Here is a 17930-nt window from a genome sequence, read left to right on the forward strand (position 1 = left end):
TGGCGCCTGCCTTAGGGCTGCGGGAGAATCCCGCGCATGCCCATCCTCAACGCCTTCTACGCCCAGTCGGGCGGCGTCACCTCGGTCATCAACGCGTCGGCCTGCGGCGTGATCGAAACGGCGCGCCGGAACCCGGACCGCATCGGCAAGCTCTACGCCGGGCGCAACGGCATCATCGGCGCGCTGACCGAAGAGCTGATCGACACCGGCGCCGAATCGGCCGAGGCAATCGCGGCGCTGCGCAGCACACCTTCGGGCGCCTTCGGCTCGTGCCGCTACAAGCTCAAGTCACTGGAGAAGAATCGGCGCGAGTACGAGCGGCTGATCGAGGTGTTCAAGGCGCACGGCATCGGCTACTTCTTCTACAACGGCGGCGGCGATTCGGCCGACACCTGCTTCAAGGTGAGCCAGCTGTCGCAGTCGATGGGCTATGCGCTGCAGGCCATCCACGTACCCAAGACCATCGACAACGACCTGCCGCTGACCGATTGCTGCCCGGGCTTCGGCTCGGTCGCGAAGTACGTGGCGGTGTCGACCATCGAGGCTTCGTTCGATGTGCGCTCGATGGCAGCCACGTCGACCAAGGTGTTCGTGCTCGAAGTGATGGGCCGGCATGCGGGCTGGATCGCCGCGGCGGGCGGCCTGGCGGCGGACCAGGGCATTCCGGTGGTGGTGCTGTTCCCGGAGATCGAATTCGACAAGGCACGCTTCATCGCACGTGTCGATGAACTGGTGAAGCAGCACGGCTACTGCTCGGTGGTGGTGTCCGAAGGCTGCCATCACCCCGACGGCACCTTCCTCGCGGAGCAGGGCACGCGCGACGCCTTCGGCCATGCGCAACTCGGCGGAGCCGCGCCGGTGGTGGCGCAGATGGTCAAGGAAGCGCTGGGCCACAAGTTCCACTGGGCCGTGGCCGACTACCTTCAGCGCGCGGCGCGCCACATCGCCTCGGCGACCGACGTGAAGCAGGCCTACGAGCTGGGCCAGCGCGCGGTGGAACTGGCGCTGGAAGGCCGCAACGCGGTGATGCCGACCATCGAGCGCACGTCCGACGTGCCGTATGCCTATCGCATCGGCAGCGCGCCGCTCGAATCCGTCGCCAACGTCGAGAAGCCGATGCCGCGCGATTTCATTTCGGACGACGGCTACGGCATTACCGAGAAGTGCCGTCGCTACCTGCTGCCGCTGATCGAGGGCGAGGACTACCCGGCCTACAGCGGCGGGCTGCCGGTGTACGTGACGCTGCAGAACGTGGCCGTGCCGAAGAAGCTGCCGGTCTTCGAGATCGCATGACCACTCTGGCGGCAGTCCCGGGCCTGATCGACGCCACGCGCTGTCCGCTGTGCGGCGAGCCGAACCGCTGCGCGATGGAGATCGAACGAGAGACGGGGCAAACGCAGCCACCCTGCTGGTGCATGCAGGTCGACTTCAGCAGGGCGCCGCTCACGAACCTGCCGGAAGACATGCGCGGGCTGGCGTGCATCTGCATGCGCTGCGCGACGGGCGAGTCGCCGCCTCAGGGCTGACCGGAGCTTTGCGATTGCGTCTGTGATTGCACCTGCTCGGGTGCAGGGTCGGCCACATCGCCAGCCACCACCATCGTCGGCGCATCACCCGGCCGCTGCTGCGTGATCACGCGGTGAATGAACTGCAGCTTTCCCACCGCCGCGCGCGGCAGCACGAAGGGGTAGTAATCGGGCTGGCCCATGCTGCGCGACAGCTCGTTGAGCACATTGGTGAGCAGCACCCAGCCGTTGATGAAGTCCAGGAACTTGCCGGCATCGGGATCTTCCGGCTGCCACAGGTCGTCGAGGGTGAACAGGTCGCTCGTGAGCTCGACGTTGGTCGCGTCGACGCCGAAGCTCATCGCCGTGTCTGCTGTGTCGGCCATGTGCAGGTAGTGGGCCCAGGTCTCGGCCCAGTCTTCCCACGGATGGGTGCTCGCGTAGCTGCTCACGAAGCGGTCGGCCCAGTCGGGCGGCGGACCCTGCTCGTAGTGCGTCTGCAGCGCGGCGGCGTAGTCGGCGCGATCGTCGCCGAAGAGCGCGCGGAAGTCGTCGATCCACGGCGTGGGCAGCACCAGCAGGTCCCAGTAGTAGTGGCCGATCTCGTGGCGGAAGTGGCCGAGCAGCGTCCGGTAGGGCTCGCGCATCTCGGCGCGGATGCGCTCGCGCACGGCGTCTTCGGCCTCCTCGGCGTTGAGGGTGATCACGCCGTGCTGGTGGCCGGTCATCACGTGCGGGCCGCCCGGCATGTTGCTGAGGAAGTCGAAGGTCAGCCCGTGCACCGGGTCGGCATGGCGGCTCACCACGGGCAGGCCGAGCGCGAGCAGCTGCGAGATGAGCCGGCGCTTGGCGGTTTCGAGCTTGCGCCAGAGTTCTCCGTTGCTCTCCACCGAGAGATCGGGGATGGTGCGCGTGACGCTGCAGGCCAGGCAGTAGCCCGGCGCAAGGCCCTGGGTATCGGGAGGCAGTTGTTCGCCGTCGCGCGCGGCGGGCACCATCCAGCTGCAGGCGGCCGGCGTCATGAGGTTCGCACAGCGGCGGTAGGTGTTGCCGTGCGGATCGCCGAACACGGTGAAGGTGTCGGGCTGCGCGCCCTCGCCCACGGCCGGTGCGAGCGGCATGACGCCGAGCCGGTCGATCACGTAGCCCAGCGGGGTGTGGCAGGCCAGGCATTCGCTGTTGCGCAGGAAGACGGGGCGGCCGCACTGGCAGCGATAGGCGCGGCTGACGGTCGGCGAGGCCAGTTCGGCCGCAAGCGTAGGCGCGCCTTCGGGCTCGATGGCAGCCTGCTGGGCATTGGCTTGTTCGTCGGGTGAAGAGTCCATGTTCTTGTCTTGATCTTCTTGACGCGGAGGGGACAGCGGATGCATTGTGCGGCCGCCCCGCGCAGTCCCGGCCGTGCAAAGACCGATATGCTTGTAGGACGACGGACCCCGAGACATTCCGCCGCCCCATGACCTCCCCACAGACTTCCGAAGCCGCGATCGCGCCGGCCCCGCCTTCCATCGGCTCGCTGCGCGAGCGCTATGGCGAACGCTACCGCTGGTACCTGCTGCTGTCGGTCATGGTGGGGACGATGGCGTCGATCATGTCCTCGACCATCGTCAGCGTTGCGATTCCGGGCATGAGCCATCACTTCTCGCTCGGGCAGGAGCGCGCGCAGTGGGTGAGTTCGGGCTTCATGGTGGCGATGACGGTGTCGATGCTCACCACGCCGTGGCTGCTGTCGCGCTACGGCTACCGGCGCACGTACGTGGGCACGATGCTGTTGCTGCTGGTGGGCGGCATCGTGGGCGGCGTGGCCAACGACTTCTCCTTGGTGCTGTTCGCGCGCGTGGCCGAAGGGCTGGCGGCGGGGGTCGTGCAGCCCATTCCGGCCATCATCATCCTGCGCGCCTTCGAGCCGCACGAGCAGGGGCGTGCGAGCGGCATCTTCGGCATGGGCGTGGTGCTGGCGCCGGCCATCGGGCCGAGCATCGGCGGAGTGCTGGTCGACCTGTTCGGCTGGCGCTCGATCTTCTTCATGGTGGTGCCGTTCTGCCTGGCCTCGCTCTGGCTGGCCTACAAGTTCGTACCCAAGACTGCGCCCGGCGGCGTGGCCGCGGTACGCGGCAGCGGGCTCGACGCGCGCGGGCTGGCGCTGGGCACGGTTGGCACGCTGTGCCTGCTGAACGGGCTGGTCGCGCTGCGCGGCGATTCACCGCTGCAGGCGGGCCTGCTGCTGGCCGGTGCGCTGCTGGCGTTCGGCATCTTCGTTTGGTGGCAACGGCGACTTGCGGCCTCGGGCGGCACGCCGCTGATGAACCTCGCGCTCTTCCAGTACCGGCAGTTCGCGATGGGCAGCGTGGTCGCCTTCATCTACGGCACGGCGCTGTTCGGCTCGACCTACCTGCTGCCGGTGTACATGCAGGTGGGGCTGCATCTTTCCGCATCGCACGTGGGCACCATCCTGCTGCCGGCGGGCATCGTGCTGGCGCTGACCATCGCCGGCGTGGGCCGGCTGGCCGACAAGCATCCGACCTGGGTGCTGGTGACGATCGGGCTCGTGCTGCTGGCGGCCTCGTTCGCGCTGATGATGGTGCTGCGGCTCGACAGCGCGCTGTGGCTGCTGGTGGCCTTCGCGATCATCGGGCGCATCGGGCTGGGCTTCATCCTGCCTTCGCTCAACCTGGGCTCGATGCGGCCGCTGGCCAAGCCGCTGATCCCGCAGGGCGCGAGCGCCATCAACTTCGTGCGCATGCTGGGCGGCGCGGCCGGCGTGAGCCTGTGCGCGATCGTGCTGGAGTGGCGTCTCGCGGCGCACGGCGATTCGCTCGCCAACCCGATGACCAGCCCGGCGCGGCTCGCGGCCTTCGACGAGGTCTTCGCGATGCTCGCCGGCCTTTGCGCGCTGGCCATCTGCGCAGCGTGGCAATTGCGCCGCCCGCCACAGTCAGGGTAAGCACCAAGTAGTACGAAAGAACCCATCGTCTCTAATTGTGAGAATTTGTTAAATCAGTTGGGATGGGTCTTACATGCAACGCAGAAGTTTTATCGCCTCGACGGCCGTGGCGGCCGCCGGGCTCGCTCAGCTCTCTTCCGCGCAAGCCGCCGAAACGGGGGTGAGCGACAGTGAAATCGTGCTCGGCAGTTCGGCCGTGCTGAGCGGGCCGCTCGGATCGCAGATCAAGGTCGTGCACAACGGTGCCGCGCTGGCGTTCGATGCCGTCAACGAACAGGGCGGCGTGAACGGGCGCAAGATCAAGATGGTGGCGCTGGACGACGAGCTGAAGGCCGACAAGGCGGTAGAGAACTACACCAAGCTGCTGAACGACCATCGCGTGTTCGCCTTCTTCGGCTGCGTGGGCTCGGGCACCACGGCCGCCGCGGCCAAGCTGCTGCAGCAGAGCGGCGCGCCCAGCGTGGGCGGCTACGGCGTGGGCGACAGCGCGCGCGAACGCGTCGCGGGATCGGCTTACTTCGTGCGCGCCAGCAACGCCCGTGAAGCGCAGGCCCTGGTCGAGCACCTGGCGACCATCGGTGTGAACAAGATCGCGATCGCCCACCTCGACAACCCCGGCGGCGCCGAGGCGGTCAAGCTGATCGAGGCGGCCATGGTCCCCCACAAGCTGGTGCCGACGGCCAAGGTGGTCGCCAAGGGCGACGGCTCCGACGCCGCCGCCGCCGGCAAGGCGCTGGCCGACAGCCAGTCGCAGGCCATCCTGATGTACCTGGCCGGCACCGTGGCCGGCGAGGTGATCAAGGCCACCTACGCCGCCGGCAGCAAGCCGATGTTCTACGGCATGTCGATCGTGCCGGGCGAAGTCACGGCCAAGGTGGTGGCCCTGCAGGCGGGCGGCCTCGCGATCTCGCAAGTCATGCCCTATCCCTGGGGCGAGGTGGAGACGGTGACGCGCGACTATCGCCGGCTGGCGGAGCGGGCACAGGTACCGGTGGGTTACGGCAGCTTCGAGGGCTACCTGAACGGGCTGGTGATGATCGAGGCACTCAAGCGCACCGGCCGCGACCTGACGCGCGCCCGCCTGCATGCGACGCTGCGCGCGCTCAAGTTCCGCCTGGCCGGCATGGACATCGATTTCTCGACCGGCAACACCACCGGCTCGCGCTTCATCGAAATGGTGCGCGTCACGCCCGAGGGCCGCTTCGTGCGCTGAGCGGCGAGCGGATCCGCCGCACGGCCGGCCGGCACTCGCGCTCTAATAGCGCCATGTGCCAATTGCTAGGAATGAACTGCAACACGCCGACCGACGTGACCTTCAGCTTCACGGGGTTCGCGCAACGCGGCGGCCGCACCGACCACCACGCCGACGGCTGGGGCATCGCGTTCTTCGAGGACCGCGGGCTGCGCCATTTCGTCGACCACCAGCCGGCGAGCGAATCGCCAGTGGCTGAGCTGATCCGGCGCTATCCCATCCAGAGCCGCAACGTCGTGGCGCACATCCGCAAGGCGACTCAGGGCGAGGTCAACCTGCAGAACTGCCACCCGTTCGTGCGCGAACTGTGGGGGCGCTATTGGGTGTTCGCCCACAACGGCGATCTGAAGGAATTCCGCCCGCGGCTGCACGGCAACTTTCATCCGGTGGGCAACACCGACAGCGAACACGCCTTCTGCTGGATCATGCAGGAGCTGGCCAAGTCGCATGCGGGCGTGCCGAGCATCGAAGAGCTGACGCTCACGCTGCGCGAGCTGGCGCCACAGCTCGCGAGCCACGGCACCTTCAACTTCATGCTGTCCAACGGACAGGCGCTGTGGGCCCATGCCTCGACCAACCTTTGGTACGTGGAGCGCCGCCACCCCTTCGTGACCGCGCAACTGTCGGACGAAGACGTGGAAATCGACTTCGCGCAACACACCACGCCCAATGATCGCGTGGCCGTGGTCGTCACCGCGCCGCTGACCACCAACGAGACCTGGACACCCTTCGCGCCGGGCGAGCTGCATGTGTTCGTGGACGGGCAGCGATCCGGGTTCTGACGCAGATGTGAAGTCTTTCGACTGACATTTTTTTGCAACATTGCAAGAAAGTATCAACAGGTGGATGCAATCGAGTGAACAATAACCGTTCTCATTTGCATCTTATCTGGATCGTCCATGCCCGCTCCCCGCTTCTTCCTCCGGCCGACCGTGGTCGCGTCGCTGCTCGCGCTCAACACCGTGGCCGCCCTGGCCCAAACCACCACTGCCGAGCCGGCTGCGGCAGCGGCCAGCGGCACGCTCTCCACGGTGACCGTGGAAGCCAGCGCCGATGCATCGGCCGAAGGCCTGACCAAGCCCTATGCGGGCGGCCAGGTGGCGCGCGGCGGGCGGGTCGGCATCCTGGGCAACCAGGACATGATGAGCACGCCGTTTTCCAGCACCAACTACACCAACGAACTGATCCAGGACCAGCAGGCCAAGAGCGTGGCCGACGTGCTGCTGAACGATCCGTCGGTGCGCCAGGCGCGCGGCTTCGGCAACTTCCAGGAGCTGTACGTGGTGCGCGGCTTCCCCGTCTACTCGGACGACGTCTCGTACAACGGCCTCTACGGCATGCTGCCGCGCCAGTACATCGCTTCTGAGTTCTTCGAGCGCGTGGAAGTCTTCCGCGGCGCCAACACCTTCCTGAACGGCGCCGCGCCCGGCGGTAGCGGCATCGGCGGCGCAATCAACCTGCTGCCCAAGCGCGCGCCCAACGAGCCGCTCACCCGCGTCGGCTTCGGCGTGCAGACCGGTGGCCAGGGCTTCGTCAATCTTGACCTGGCCCGCCGATTCGGTCCCGACGACAGCCTGGGCATTCGCGTGAACGCTGTGCGCCGCGAAGGCGGCACCGGCGTGAAGAACGAAAGCCAGCAGCTCAGCGCCTTCGGCGTCGGCCTCGACTGGCACAACCGCAACGTGCGCCTGTCGGCCGACTTCGGCTACCAGGACTACGACCTGAAAGACGGCCGCCCGAGCCTGACGCCCTCGTCCACGCTGCCGATCCCCCGCGCGCCAGACGCCCGCAGCAACTTCGCCCAGCCCTGGACCTACTCGAAGGAAAAGGACAAGTTCGCCACCTTCCGCGGCGAAGTCGATATCACCGACAACATCACGGCCTGGGCCGCCGGCGGCGTGCGCCGCAGCGACGAAGACAACGTGCTGTCGAACCCCACGCTCACCGACTCGTTCGGCAACACCAGCAACACTCGCTTCAGCAACACCCGCAAGGACCGCATCGGCACCGCCGAGCTCGGCGTGCGCGGCAACTTCGCGACCGGCCCGGTGAAACACACGGTGGTGGCCTCGGTCGCCAAGTACAGCAACGACCGCGACAACGCGTACACGATCTCGCGCGGCACCATCCGCAACAACATCTACGCACCGTACGCAACGGCATACCCGGTCGCCAACGCCTTCACCGGCAATACGCTGGAAGACCCACGCCTGACCGACAAGATCGACACCTCGAGCGTGGCCATCGCCGACACCATGTCCTTCATGGACGACCGCCTGCTCGTCACCCTCGGCGCGCGTCGCCAGACCATCGAGCAGACCAGCTTCTCCTACACCACGCTCAAGCAGACGAGCACCTACGACAAGAGCAAGACCACGCCGGTGGCCGGCGTCGTGTTCAAGATCACGCCGACTGTCTCGGCCTACGCCAACTACATCGAAGGCCTCGTCAAGGGCAACGTCGCAGGCACCACGGTGAACAACCGTCCCGTCACCAACGCTGGCGAAATCTTCGCGCCCTACCAGGCCAAGCAGAAGGAAGTCGGCGTCAAGTACGACGGCGGCACGCTCGGCGCCAGCGCCGCGTTCTTCACCACGGATCAGCCGACGTACTACTACTCGGGCCAGACCTACGGCCTGTACGGCAAGCAGCGCAACCAGGGCCTGGAGTTCTCGGTGTTCGGCCAGCCCACCAAGGGCCTGCGCTTGCTCGGTGGCCTGACGCTGCTCGACGCCAAGCAGAAGAACACGCAAGGCGGCGCGACCGACGGTCTCACCGCCATCGGCGTGGCCAAGCAGCAGGCCAACCTCGGCGCCGAATGGGACGTGCCCGGCCTGCGCAACCTGTCGCTGAACGCACGCGTGCTGTACACCTCGAAGCAGTACGCCAACGCCACCAACACGCAGTCGGTGCCGTCGTGGACGCGCTTCGATATCGGCGCGCGCTACCTGGTCGACCTCGGCAACGGCCGCGCGCTCACGCTGCGCGCACGCATCGACAACCTGTTCAACAAGTCGTACTGGGCCTCGGTGGGCGGCACGCAGGGCAGCAACTACCTGGTGCTGGGCGCGCCGCGCACCTTCGCGGTGAGCGGCACCATCGACTTCTGACCTGCTGCGTCAGCGGCCCTGCTTGCGCAGGGTCTCTTCCAGCGCATCGATGAACATCGCCGGCACGTCGAAGCCGGTCTGTTCGGTGATCTCCTGAAAGCACGTCGGGCTGGTCACGTTGATCTCGGTCACCGAGTCGCCGATCACGTCGAGCCCGATCAGCAGCAGCCCGCGCGGCGCGAGCGCACGGCCCACGGTCTCGGCGATCTCGCGGTTGCGCGCGGTCAGCGGTTGCGCCACGCCCTTGCCGCCCGCAGCCAGGTTGCCGCGCACCTCGGTGCCCTGCGGAATGCGCGCCAGCACGAAGGGCGCCGGCTCGCCCGCGATGATCAGGATGCGCTTGTCGCCCTGCACGATCTCGGGCACGAAGCGCTGCACCATGATCGTCTCGGCGCCGTCCTTGTTGAGCGTCTCGACGATGGAGCCGAGGTTCAGCGCGTCTTGCCGCACGCGGAAGATGCCCATGCCGCCCATGCCGTCGAGCGGCTTCAGGATGATGTCGCCGTGCTCGGCATGGAAGTCGCGTACGGCCTGCGAGCTGCGCGTTACCAGCGTGGGCGTGGTGAACTGCGGAAACTCCATGATCGCGAGCTTCTCGGGGTGGTCGCGCAGCGCGCGCGGCTTGTTCACCACCTGCGCGCCCTCGCGCTCGGCCTGCTCCAGCAGGTGCGTGGCGTAGATGTACTCGGCGTCGAAGGGCGGGTCCTTGCGCATCAGCACGGCGTCGAAGTCCTTCAGCGCCTTGGCCTCGGTGATGTCGACGCTGTACCAATCTTTCGGGTCGCCGGTCAGCGTGATCTGTTGCACCGTTGCCGTGACCACGCCGCCCGACTTCCACTGAATGTCCTGCGGCAGGCAGGCCGCGATGCGGTGGCCGCGGCGCTGGGCCTCGCGCATCATCGAGAAGGTCGTGTCCTTGTAGATCTTGAAATGATCAAGCGGATCGGCGACGAAGAGGATGTTTTTCATCAGGCGTTCTTTCTTGCGGTGCCGGGAGCGGCGGCTGCCACCGGGATATCGGGCGCGATGTTGCCGGAAGCGGCGATGTCCTTGCCGGGCGGGGCCTTTTCTTCATGCGTCCGGCCGAGCTTGGGGAATCGCATCGGGCGATTGTGCCGGGAGGCCGGCAGCACCAGATTGTCAACAATCTGAATTCCATAATGTCAACCATCAGGCACGGGAATTGCACGAACCCAGTCGCGACATCCCGCCGTGCACCGCCATGGCCCAGCAAGATTGGAGAACCCCGTGGACGCATCCGTTTCGCAGCAGAGCAACCCCGCGCTCGACCCCGCCGCCGTGGTCGACGAGTTCCTTCGCCTGGTGATGATTCCCGACCCGCAGTCGGCCTCCCGCTTCACCGCACCCGACATCCGCATCCGCTTCACCGGCAACCGCCCGATGCAGGCGCCCGGCGACACCTCCGCCTTCAACGCGAAGCGCTATGCGTGGGTCAAGAAGAAGATCGAGCGCACCGAAACGGTGGCCGGCGGCACGCCCGAGGAAACGGTGGTCTACAGCCTCGGCACGCTCTACGGCGCGTGGCCCGACGGCACGGCCTTCGAAGGCAATCGCTATGTCGACCGCTACGTGGTGCGCCACGGCCTGATCGTGCAGATGGACGTGTGGAACGACAGCGCCGAATGGCTGCTGGTGCGCGCTGGCCTCGCCGTGCTGTGATGAGGCCCCAGGCATGACGACGCGCTGGCCCGACCGGCTTCCCACACACGACCGCTTCGACTACCGGCCCATCACGCGGCGGCCCGACTACGTGTGGCCGAACGGCGCGCGGCTGGCGGTGTACATCGGCTTCAATGTCGAACACTTCACCTTCGGCGACGGGCTGGGCGCATGCATCGGCCCGGCCTCGCCGCAACCCGACGTGCTCAACCACGGCTGGCGCGAGTACGGCAACCGCGTCGGCGCGTGGCGCTGCCTGGAGCTGTTCGACGCGCTCGCGCTGCCCACCGGCGCGCTCGTCAACACCGCGCTGTACGACCACTGCCCCGAGCTGGTCCAGGCGCTGGTGGCGCGCGGCGACGAGCTGATCGGCCACGGCCACAGCAATGCCGAACGCCAGGGCGCGCTCGACGAAGTGCACGAACGCGCGCTGCTGCAGCGCTGCCGCGAACGCATGGTGCGCGAGAGCGGGCAGGCACCCGCCGGCTGGCTCTCGCCATGGATCTCGGAAAGCGCCGTCACGCCCGACCTGCTGGCCGAGACCGGCTACAGCTACACGCTCAACTGGTGCCACGACGACCAGCCGCTGCGCATGCGCACACGCGGCGGCGGCTCGCTGTGGTCGGTGCCGTATCCGCAGGAGCTCAACGACATCCCGATGATCGTCGGCCGCCTGATGGACGCGAAGGATTTCAGCGCGATGGTGATCGACAACTTCGAGGAGATGCTCGAACAGTCGCGCACGCAGCCGCTGGTGATGGGCCTGGCGCTGCACCCGTACATCGTGGGCCAGCCCTATCGGCTGCGGCACCTGCGCACCGCGCTCACGCACCTGGTGCAGGCGCGCGACCGGGGCGACATCTGGTTCACCACGCCGGGCGCGATCGCCTCGCACGTGGGAGGGCTCGCGAAGGAGCGCCCAGGAGAATTCGACTGAGGCGCCCTGCTTGAGCCTCAGATCTCGATCTTCGACCCCAGTTCCACCACCGCGTTGTTCGGCAGCCCCAGGAACGCCGCCGCCCCGCTCGCGTTGTGGTGCATCTGCGCGAACAGCTTCTCGCGCCACGGCGCCATGCCGCTGCCGAGCGTCGGAATCACGACGTCGCGCGACAGGAAGTAGCTGGTCGTCATCGGCTCCAGCTGGCAGCCGCGCATGCGCGCGTTTTCGAGCGCGCGCGGCAGGTCGATGTCGTTCTTGAAGCCGTAGTGCACGATGATCTGCCAGCAGTGGTGGCCGAGCGCCTCGATCTCGATGCGCTTGTCCATCGGAATCCACGGCACCTCGTGGTTGCGCACGGTGACGAACATGTTCTGCTCGTGCAGCACCTTGTTGTGCTTCAGGTTGTGCAGCAACGCATTCGGCACGGTGCCTGGCTCGGCCGTGAGGAACACCGCCGTGCCGTCGACACGCGCCGGCGGGCTCACGAACACCGAGCCGAGAAAGGACTTCAGGTCGATCGCGTCGGCGTGCTGCGCCTCGCCCATCAGGCGGCGCCCTTCCTTCCACGTCATCATCAGCGTGAAGACGAAGCCTCCGATCAGCAGCGGGAACCAGCCGCCCTCGAACAGCTTGAGCAGGTTCGACGCGAAGAACAGGAAGTCGACCACGAAGAAGACCGCTGTCGATGCGATGCACAGCGCCAGCGGAAGCTTCCACGCGTAGCGGATCACGAAGAAGGTCAGCACCGTGGTGATCAGCATGTCAGTGGTCACGGCAATGCCGTAGGCCGCGGCCAGGCTGCTCGACGAGCGGAACATGACCACCGCCAGAACGATGGCCACGAACAGGCCCCAGTTGACCAGCGGAATGTAGATCTGGCCCGCCGTGCGCACGCTGGTGTGCTCGATGTTCAGGCGCGGCAGGTAGCCCAGCTGGATGACCTGGCGCGTGACGCTGAAGGCGCCCGTGATGAGGGCCTGCGACGCGATCACCGTGGCCGCCGTGGCCAGCAGCACCAGCGGAATGAGCGCCCATTCGGGCGCCATCATGAAGAACGGGTTCTTCACCGCCTCGGGGTTCTCCAGCAGCAGCGCGCCCTGGCCGAAGTAGTTGAGCGTCAGCGCCGGCATCACGACCGAGAACCACGCAATGCGGATCGGGCTCTTGCCGAAGTGGCCCAGGTCGGCGTACAGCGCCTCGGCGCCGGTCACGCACAGCACGGTGGCGCCCAGCAGGATGAAGCTGGTGCCCGGGTTGTCCCACATGAACTTCAGCGCATAGAACGGATTCAGCGCCTTCAGGATCTCGGGGTGGTGCAGGATCTGCGACACGCCAAGCACGGCAATCGCCAGGAACCACACGAGCGTGATCGGCCCGAAGAACTTGCCGATGCCCGCCGTGCCGCGCTTCTGCACCACGAAGAGGCAGAACAGCACGACCAGCGTGAGCGGGATCACGTAGTGCGTGAAGTGCGGCGACACCACTTCCAGGCCCTCGACCGCCGAGAGCACCGAGATGGCCGGGGTGATGACCCCGTCGCCATAGAAGAGCGAAGTGCCGAAGATGCCGACCACCAGCAGCAGGTGGCGCAGCCTGGGCTTGTCGGCCACCGCGCGGGAGGCCAGCGCCAGCATGGCGACGAGGCCGCCCTCGCCTTCGTTGTCCGCGCGCAGCACGAGCACGACGTACTTGATGGAGACGATGACGGTGAGCGTCCAGAAGAACATCGAGAGGATGCCGTAGACGTTCTCGACGGTGAACGGCACGTGGCCGTGGCCGAACACTTCCTTGACGGCATACAGCACGCTGGTGCCGATGTCGCCATAGACGACGCCGATGGCGCCGACGATGAGGCCGGCTGAGAGATTTTTGGGGGCTGACACGAAGTCGATGGGAAAAGGGCAGGCTGCTGGAATCGACGCGTCAGACACGCCGGGGCGAGGAAAGTGTGAACTTTAGTCCACCTGCGTCACCCTCCCGCCCTTTTGTTTCCGTTGCTGTGGGGCCGCTATTTTGCCGTTGCTTGTGGTCGGCGCAAGCCGCCACAAGCCGCCCCCGGCAATCATTCGTAGATTTCGGCGTCCGGATCGGTCGCTTCCATCTCGTAGCTGGCGGCCACCATGGCCAGCCGGCCGACCACGCCATACATGTAGAAGCGGTTGGGCGCGCTGGCGCCAGGCTTGGCGCCGGGCTGTGGCAAGTGCGCACTTTCAGAAAAAGCCAGCGGCACGAAGCTCGCGCCCGGCAGCTTGAGGTTTTCGTCGGCGGCGCGCTCGGCATGCACGCGGTAGAAACCGCCGACAACGTAGCGATCCATCATGTAGACCACCGGCTCGGCCACGCCGTTGTGCACGCGCTCGTTGGTGAGCACGCCTTCCTGGACGATCAGCTCGGTGGGCTCGCGCAGCTCGCGGCCGGCGCCGGTCTTGCCGGCCGGGGCGCTGCTGGCGGTGCCGCGCGGCTTGCCGATCAGCGCCTCGACGTCCTTGGCATCGCGCACCGTCACCACGCCCGGACTGCCGCTGCCGCTGTGGCCGCCCTTGACGACCACGAACGGCTTCTCGTTGATGCCGTATTCCTTGTACTTGCGGCGCACCTTGGTCAGCACCGCATCCACATGGCTGGTCAGCACGTCGATGCCGCGGCCCTCGGCCACGTCCACGCCTTCGGCACGCGCATAGATCGGGTTGATGAGCCACGGGTCGATGCCCAGCAGCTTGCCGAGGCGCTTGGACAGCTCCTCGTAGCTGTGCAGGTGGTTGCTCTTGCGGCGCACCGACCAGCCTGCGTGCAGCGGCGGCAGCAGGTACTGCTCATGCAAATCTTCGAGGATGCCGGGCGTTCCCGCAGAAAGCTCGTTGTTGAGCAAAATTGTGCACGGATCGAAGTTCTTCAGCCCCAGTCGGCGCTTGCTGCGCACCACCGGCTCGAGCGTCACGGTCTCGCCGTTCGGCAGTTCGATCTTCTTGGGCGACTTGATGGCCGGGTCGATCGACCCGATGCGCACGTTGAGCCCCGCCATGTGGAAGATGCGCACCAGTTGCGCGACGTTGGCGAGATAAAAGGTATTTTTGGAGTGATTTTCCGGAATGACGAGCAGGTTGCGCGCTTCCGGACAGATCTTCTCGATGGCCGCCTGAGCAGCCTGCACCGCCAGCGGCAGCATCTCCTTGGTGAGATTGTTCCAGCCGCCCGGAAAGAGGTTGGTGTCGACCGGGGCCAGCTTGAAGCCGGCGTTGCGGATATCGACGGCGCTGTAGAACGGCGGCGTGTGCTCCATCCACTCGAGCCGGAACCAGCGCTCGATGGCGGGCATCGAGTCGAGCACCCGCTGCTCCAGTTCGTTGATCGGGCCGGTCAGGGCGGTGACGAGATGCGGAACCATGCGGCGGCCTTGTTGGTTTTGTGCTTAAAGGTAGAGCGGAATTGTAGGATTTGGGGATGGCCGCCCCAATGACAAGACCGCACGCGGGCGCATCGGATCAGGTCCGGACTTCGCCCTGCCCCAGCACCACGTACTTGAGCGAGGTCAGTCCTTCGATGCCCACCGGACCGCGGGCGTGGAACTTGTCGGTGCTGATGCCGATTTCGGCGCCCAGCCCGAACTCGAAGCCATCCGCGAAGCGTGTGCTCGCATTGACCATCACGCTGGCCGAATCGACCTCGCGCAGGAAGCGCTGTGCGTGGACATGGTCGCGCGTGACGATGGCATCGGTGTGATGGCTCGAATAGCGGTTGATGTGCGCGATGGCCTCGTCCACGCCGGCCACCACCTTGATGCTGATGACGGCGGCCAGGTATTCCTCGGACCAGTCGGTCTCGACCGCATCGACCACCCGGGCCTTCGGATCGAGCGCCTCGTCGGCGCGCAGGATGGCGGCAGCCACCGGGTCGCAGCGCATTTCCACACCCTTGGCCGCGAAGATGGCGGCGATCTCGGGCAGGAAGTCGTCGGCCACGGAAGCCGACACCAGCAGGCCTTCGGCGGCGTTGCAGGGGCTGTACTTCTGGGTCTTGGCGTTGTCGACGATGCGCAGCGCCATGTCGAACTCGGCCGTGTCGTCCACGTAGACGTGGCAGTTGCCGTCCAGGTGCTTGATGACCGGCACCTTGGCGTCGCGGCTGATGCGCTCGATCAGCCCCTTGCCGCCGCGCGGAATGATCACGTCGACGAACTCGGGCATGGCGATGAGCTGGCCGACGGCCTCGCGGTCGGTGGTCTGCACCAGCTGCACCGCTTCGACCGGCAGGCCGGCTTCGGCCAGTGCCTCCGACACCAGCAGCGCCAGCGCCTTGTTCGACTCGATGGCTTCCGAGCCGCCGCGCAGGATGGCCGCGTTGCCGCTCTTGATGGCAAGACTCGCGGCCTCGATGGTCACGTTGGGCCGGCTCTCGTAGATCATGCCGAAGACACCGATCGGCACGCGCATCTGGCCCACGCGGATGCCGCTGGGCTGCTGCTTCATGCCGATGATTTCGCCGATGACGTCGGCCATGCCGGCGAGCTGCTCGCAGCCGATGGCCACGGTCTCGATGACCTTGGGCGTGAGCTTGAGGCGATCGACCATCGGCGCCGAGAGGCCGGCGGCGGTGGCGCGTTCCAGGTCCTTCTGATTGGCGACCGCCAGCACCGGGCCGGCTTCGCGCAGACGCCGGGCCAGCGCCTTCAATGCTATGTTTTTGGTAGCTGCATCCGCACGGGCCATGAGGAATGCAGCGGCTTTGGCTTGCAGACCCAGGGTCTGCATGTGCTCGCTGACGTTGAACGCATTCATGTACGCATTTTCCCACGCCGACCTGTGACCCGGCTTACACGGGCCTTTTGATGGCTGGAGCCATCGCGCCCAGGCGGATCAGGCGCGTCGCGGAGCGGTCGCCGCGCTGCTGCAGGCGCGGCACAGCATCAGCGCCAGCCGCTGCAGGGCCTGCCAGCCGCTGGCGGGCCAGTCGGGCTGCTTCAGCCCCTTCACGATGCCGTCCACCACATGCGCCGCACGCAGCAGCCGGGTCAGCATGCGGTCGTCCAGCCGCGGCAGCACACGCTCGAAGGCGCGCTCGCGCGGGCCCCAGATGCGGTTCTCGCGCAGCGCCATCGGCAGCGGGCGTCCCGAGGCCATGGCGTCCTTCACGCGCTTGAGCGCGCGGATATCTTCGGCAATCGTGTAGTGCACCAGCACCTCGGCCTCGCCCTCGGCCTGCAGGCCATCGAGCATGCGCGCCACGCGCTGCGGATTGCCGGCCAGCACGGCTTCGGACAGCTTGAACACGTCGTAGCGCGCCACGTTGTTGACCGCACCTTCGACCTGCTCCCAGCTCAGCTCGCCGGCCGGATGCAGCAGCGCGAGCTTCTGGATTTCCTGGTGCGCGGCGAGCAGGTTGCCCTCCACGCGATCGGCAAAGAACTGCAGCGTGCGCTGGCCTTCGTCGCCGGGCATCACGCGCTGGCCCTGCTGGCCCAGGCGCTGCGCGATCCATTGCGGCAGCGCGCTGCGCTCGATCGGGTCGACCTGGATGCTCGCGCCGTTGTTCTCCAGCGCCGAGAACCAGGCGCCGGTGCGCGTGGCCTTGTCCAGCCGCGGCAGCATCACCAGCGTGAGCGTGCTGTCGTTACCGGGCGCGGACTCGGCCATCTGCTGAAGGGCCGCGCTGCCGTCCTTGCCGGGCTTGCCCGAGGGGATGCGGATCTCGACGATCTGCTTGTCTGCGAACAGCGAGAGCGAGCCCCCGGCCGCGAGCACCGCGCTCCAGTCGAAGTGCGCGCCGGCCACGGTGTAAGAGCTGCGCTCGGTGTAACCCTGCGCGCGCGCGGCGGTGCGGATGGCGTCGGCCGCTTCCTGCGCGAGCAGCGGCTCGTCGCCGTGGATCGTGTAGAGCGGCTTCAGGCCCTTCTGCAGGTGGGCTCCGAGCTGGGCGCTGGCAAGTTGCATGGAAATGGAATGGCCGGAGCGCGCAGGCTCAGAGTTCCTTGACGGCCGCCAGGCGGCGCATCAGCTGCTGCGCGATGTCCGACTGCATGTCGCGGAACAGCAGGTCGGCTTCGCCTTCCTTGGCCAGCGCGTTGGTTTCGTTGAAGCTCAGGTCGCGCGTCTGCGAGACGTCGGTGGCCGGCAGCAGGTCTTTACCGCCCGGCGTGCGCAGGCGGAAGCGCACCTTCAACTGAAGCTGCAGCTCGCGCACCAGGCCGGCCGAGTTGGTCGAGATCACGATGCGGTTGCGGTCCTCGCTCAGGATCTCCAGCACCACGTCGGCGGCCGGCGCCGGAGACGAACCACCGGCGGTGGACGTGTCGGGCGTCACCACCGTCACGGTGCCGGTCGCCCGCAGCTCGCGCCGGATCTGGTTGATCATGGCCGAGTTGCCCGACACCTGCAGCGTCTTGAACGCGAAGACAGGCGCCTTGCGCAGCTCGAAGCCGCAACCGGCCAGGCCGAGCGAAGCGCCCGCCGCCGTCAATCCGAGAAGAAAGCCGCGGCGCGGCAGCGAGACATTGCGAGTGTTCATG

At 67.0% G+C, this 17930-nt stretch carries 16 protein-coding genes; 8 read left to right on the plus strand and 8 right to left on the minus strand.

Annotated elements, in window-relative coordinates; genetic code table 11:
* Nucleotides 1–36: 36 nt before the first annotated feature.
* Complete coding sequence (locus BLW48_RS12820) at nucleotides 37–1293, plus strand: 6-phosphofructokinase (protein ID WP_093175197.1); 1257 nt, start codon at nucleotides 37–39, stop codon at nucleotides 1291–1293.
* Nucleotides 1290–1526 (plus strand): cysteine-rich CWC family protein, encoded by a 237-nt coding sequence (locus BLW48_RS12825; RefSeq protein ID WP_093054040.1) that lies wholly within the window; start codon nucleotides 1290–1292, stop codon nucleotides 1524–1526. Before BLW48_RS12820 ends, BLW48_RS12825 begins: the two co-directional genes overlap by 4 nt.
* On the opposite strand, the gene BLW48_RS12830 is transcribed toward BLW48_RS12825, so the two are convergent.
* On the minus strand, nucleotides 1517–2830 hold the full coding sequence (locus BLW48_RS12830; protein ID WP_093175199.1) for a zinc-binding metallopeptidase family protein: 1314 nt from the start codon (nucleotides 2828–2830) through the stop codon (nucleotides 1517–1519). The genes BLW48_RS12825 and BLW48_RS12830 overlap by 10 nt on opposite strands.
* Nucleotides 2831–2958: 128 nt before the next feature.
* Here BLW48_RS12830 and BLW48_RS12835 point away from each other — a divergent pair, with 128 nt between their 5' ends.
* From BLW48_RS12835 to BLW48_RS12850, 4 genes are all read left to right on the plus strand, one after another.
* A complete protein-coding gene (locus tag BLW48_RS12835) occupies nucleotides 2959–4446 on the plus strand; it encodes a DHA2 family efflux MFS transporter permease subunit (protein WP_093175202.1) in 1488 nt (495 codons plus the stop codon).
* 73 nt (nucleotides 4447–4519) lie between these two features.
* Nucleotides 4520–5659: an ABC transporter substrate-binding protein gene (locus tag BLW48_RS12840; protein WP_093175206.1), complete on the plus strand. Its 1140-nt coding sequence runs from the start codon at nucleotides 4520–4522 to the stop codon at nucleotides 5657–5659.
* Between the two features lie 53 nt (nucleotides 5660–5712).
* Nucleotides 5713–6480 carry a class II glutamine amidotransferase gene (locus BLW48_RS12845; RefSeq protein WP_093054034.1) on the plus strand — a complete coding sequence of 256 codons (768 nt, stop codon included), beginning with the start codon at nucleotides 5713–5715 and terminating at the stop codon, nucleotides 6478–6480.
* 117 nt (nucleotides 6481–6597) lie between these two features.
* The gene (locus BLW48_RS12850; RefSeq protein ID WP_093175208.1) at nucleotides 6598–8808 is read left to right on the plus strand and encodes a TonB-dependent receptor; all 2211 of its coding nucleotides are present in this window, start codon (nucleotides 6598–6600) and stop codon (nucleotides 8806–8808) included.
* Between the two features lie 9 nt (nucleotides 8809–8817).
* Here BLW48_RS12850 and gshB read toward each other — a convergent pair whose 3' ends face one another.
* Nucleotides 8818–9777, minus strand: a complete 960-nt coding sequence (gshB, locus tag BLW48_RS12855) for a glutathione synthase (protein ID WP_093076974.1) — start codon at nucleotides 9775–9777, stop codon at nucleotides 8818–8820.
* A complete protein-coding gene (locus BLW48_RS35820) occupies nucleotides 9777–9911 on the minus strand; it encodes a hypothetical protein (RefSeq protein WP_256216760.1) in 135 nt (44 codons plus the stop codon). Before BLW48_RS35820 ends, gshB begins: the two co-directional genes overlap by 1 nt.
* Before the next feature lie 145 nt (nucleotides 9912–10056).
* On the opposite strand from BLW48_RS35820, the gene BLW48_RS12860 reads away from it, so the two are divergent.
* The gene (locus tag BLW48_RS12860; RefSeq protein WP_093175659.1) at nucleotides 10057–10488 is read left to right on the plus strand and encodes a hypothetical protein; all 432 of its coding nucleotides are present in this window, start codon (nucleotides 10057–10059) and stop codon (nucleotides 10486–10488) included.
* 13 nt (nucleotides 10489–10501) lie between these two features.
* A complete protein-coding gene (locus BLW48_RS12865; RefSeq protein WP_093175211.1) occupies nucleotides 10502–11425 on the plus strand; it encodes a polysaccharide deacetylase family protein in 924 nt (307 codons plus the stop codon).
* Between the two features lie 17 nt (nucleotides 11426–11442).
* Here the strand turns inward: BLW48_RS12865 and BLW48_RS12870 are convergent, their stop codons facing one another.
* The 5 genes from BLW48_RS12870 to lptE form a co-directional block, all read right to left on the minus strand.
* Nucleotides 11443–13311, minus strand: coding sequence for a potassium transporter Kup (locus tag BLW48_RS12870; RefSeq protein ID WP_093175213.1), 1869 nt, complete (start codon nucleotides 13309–13311; stop codon nucleotides 11443–11445).
* A gap of 179 nt (nucleotides 13312–13490) precedes the next feature.
* Nucleotides 13491–14813 carry a glutamate--cysteine ligase gene (gene gshA, locus BLW48_RS12875; RefSeq protein WP_093054024.1) on the minus strand — a complete coding sequence of 441 codons (1323 nt, stop codon included), beginning with the start codon at nucleotides 14811–14813 and terminating at the stop codon, nucleotides 13491–13493.
* A 97-nt stretch (nucleotides 14814–14910) separates the two neighbouring features.
* Nucleotides 14911–16203, minus strand: a complete 1293-nt coding sequence (locus BLW48_RS12880) for a glutamate-5-semialdehyde dehydrogenase (RefSeq protein WP_093175217.1) — start codon at nucleotides 16201–16203, stop codon at nucleotides 14911–14913.
* Nucleotides 16204–16281: 78 nt separating this feature from the next.
* The gene (gene holA, locus BLW48_RS12885; protein WP_093054020.1) at nucleotides 16282–17355 is read right to left on the minus strand and encodes a DNA polymerase III subunit delta; all 1074 of its coding nucleotides are present in this window, start codon (nucleotides 17353–17355) and stop codon (nucleotides 16282–16284) included.
* A gap of 28 nt (nucleotides 17356–17383) precedes the next feature.
* Nucleotides 17384–17929, minus strand: coding sequence for an LPS-assembly lipoprotein LptE (lptE, locus tag BLW48_RS12890; RefSeq protein ID WP_093175220.1), 546 nt, complete (start codon nucleotides 17927–17929; stop codon nucleotides 17384–17386).
* Nucleotide 17930: the final 1 nt, after the last annotated feature.

This window comes from Variovorax sp. YR266 (assembly GCF_900107295.1).
In the GTDB taxonomy this organism is placed as follows: Bacteria; Pseudomonadota; Gammaproteobacteria; order Burkholderiales; family Burkholderiaceae_C; genus Variovorax.